Source organism: Fretibacterium fastidiosum (assembly GCF_000210715.1).
In the GTDB taxonomy this organism is placed as follows: Bacteria; Synergistota; Synergistia; order Synergistales; family Aminobacteriaceae; genus Fretibacterium; species Fretibacterium fastidiosum.
In genome coordinates this window covers 2,232,180-2,234,043 of record NC_021038.1, presented here as the reverse complement: position 1 = coordinate 2,234,043, position 1,864 = coordinate 2,232,180, and the positions used below count along the sequence as shown (strand labels likewise).

Annotated in this window: 2 protein-coding genes; one reads left to right on the top strand and one right to left on the bottom strand. The window is 63.3% G+C overall.

From position 1 onward, the window contains the following. A partial coding sequence (locus tag SY1_RS10075; protein WP_208873689.1) for a pyridoxal-phosphate dependent enzyme occupies nucleotides 1-742 on the bottom strand: 742 nt, incomplete at its 3' end. A 530-nt stretch (nucleotides 743-1,272) separates the two neighbouring features. On the opposite strand from SY1_RS10075, the gene SY1_RS10070 reads away from it, so the two are divergent. After that, the coding region (locus tag SY1_RS10070) for a cache domain-containing protein (protein ID WP_208873687.1) at nucleotides 1,273-1,864 on the top strand (592 nt) is incomplete at its 3' end.

Below are 1,864 nucleotides of genomic sequence, written 5' to 3'. Positions count from 1 at the left end.
AGAAGAGCCCGATGGCGTTGCTGCCCCCTCCGACGCAGGCGACGGCGTAGTCCGGCAGTCGCCCCTCGCGCTTCAGAAACTGCTCCCGCGCCTCGCGCCCGATGACGCTCTGGAACTCCCGCACGATGGAGGGGTACGGGTGCGGCCCGACGGCCGAGCCCAGGAGGTAAAAGGTGTCCGGCTCCTCCACATAGACGGACAGGGCCCTGTCCACCGCCTCCCTGAGGGTCTGCTGCCCCTCCGTCACCGCCACGACGCGGGTCCCCATGGCCCGCATCCGCTCCACGTTGGGCCTCTGGCGCTCCATGTCCAGGGCTCCCATGTACACCGTGCACTCCATGCCGAAGAGCGCGGCGGCCATGGCCGAGGCCGTGCCGTGCATCCCCGCGCCCGTCTCCGCGATGATGCGCTTCGCCCCCATGCGCCTGGCCAGGAGGATCTGCCCGATGCAGTTGTTGATCTTGTGCGCGCCGCCGTGGTTCAGGTCCTCCCGCTTCAGGAAGAGCCGCCCCCCGCCCAGGTCCTCCGAGACGTTGCGGCACTCCGTCAGCGCCGAGGGACGCCCCACGTAGTCCCTGAGGAGCGTCAGGTACTCCTCCTGAAACGCCGTGTCCGCCATCGCGTCCCGGAAGGCCTCGTCTAATTCGTCCAGGCGCGCCTTCAGCGGTTCGGGGATGAACTGCCCGCCGTACTCCCCAAAGAACCCCGTGACCATCGCTTTCCTCTCGACGTCGTTCGCCATCGTAATCTCCTCCTGAATAAAGCAAAAATGAAGTAAAAGTTTGGGATACAAAAAAGCCCGGGGCCAAAGGGTCGGCCCCGAGCTCTGACGCTCTCGATACAAAACAAAAGGGCCGGAGGGTTGATTCCCTCCGGCCCTTAAAGCGCTTTCTTCTTCAACGCGCGCGGACAGAGGGCAGCTTAAGGCTGCCACCACCACATCCCGTTGTTCCGAACCTGCACTGCGGCCTCTCCGTCTCTGCGCCTCATCGCTCTCGTCCTCCCCTATACCAATAAGGGTAAATTCAGCATTAAATTATCACCACTGCGTTAGGATGTCAAGAGTTTTCGAGCGCATTGTATTGCCGCCCTTCGGGGTTGTGTATATAATAGCGGCGAAGTTGTTTTTATCCCGGTGAATGGCCTTCCCCGGCGTTTTGACGAGCTGAAAAAGCTTTGTGCGGCAGGAGCGGCCCTCCGGGTTTCGCGCGTTTGCGCGACGGCGCTACGGGATGTTTTTTCGGCTTTTGATGCGGCAAGGGAGACGGAAAGATGACGATTCGGAGCAAGATGTTGGGGACGGTTGCAGCGGTTTTCCTGGTGTTGTTCTTGATGGTCGGGGTCGTTTACCTCTGGGGCGGCTCGACGCTGTCCTCCGTTCTGAGGGGAGCCGGGGTGGAGAGCGTGTCCCAGTCGGCCCAGGTCTTTCGAGGCGTCCTGACCCGATCCTCCGCGGTCCTCTCGGCCTCCGCCGAATCGCTGCGGTACGCTTATCTGAACTTCGGGGCGGTCTCTCAGGACGAGGTGGCCCGCGCCGCCGCCGCCCTTCTGGCCAAGAACAGGCCGAACGGCATCAAGGAGCTGTTCTGGGGCTACGAGTCGGATGGGCGCTTTGCGGACGGAGGCGGCTGGAAAGCCCCCGACGACTTCGACTCCCGGACGCGCCCTTGGTACAAGCTGGCCGTCGCGGCCAGGGACGGGGAGGTCATCTGCTCAGAGCCCTACATCATCGCAGCGACCAACAGCCTTGGGATCACCATGGCGGTCGCCGTCCGGGACGACGCGGGGAAACTCCTTGGAGTCGTCGGCGCGGACCTGGACGTGGATCAGATCAGTTCGCAGACGGCGGCCCTCAAGATATTCG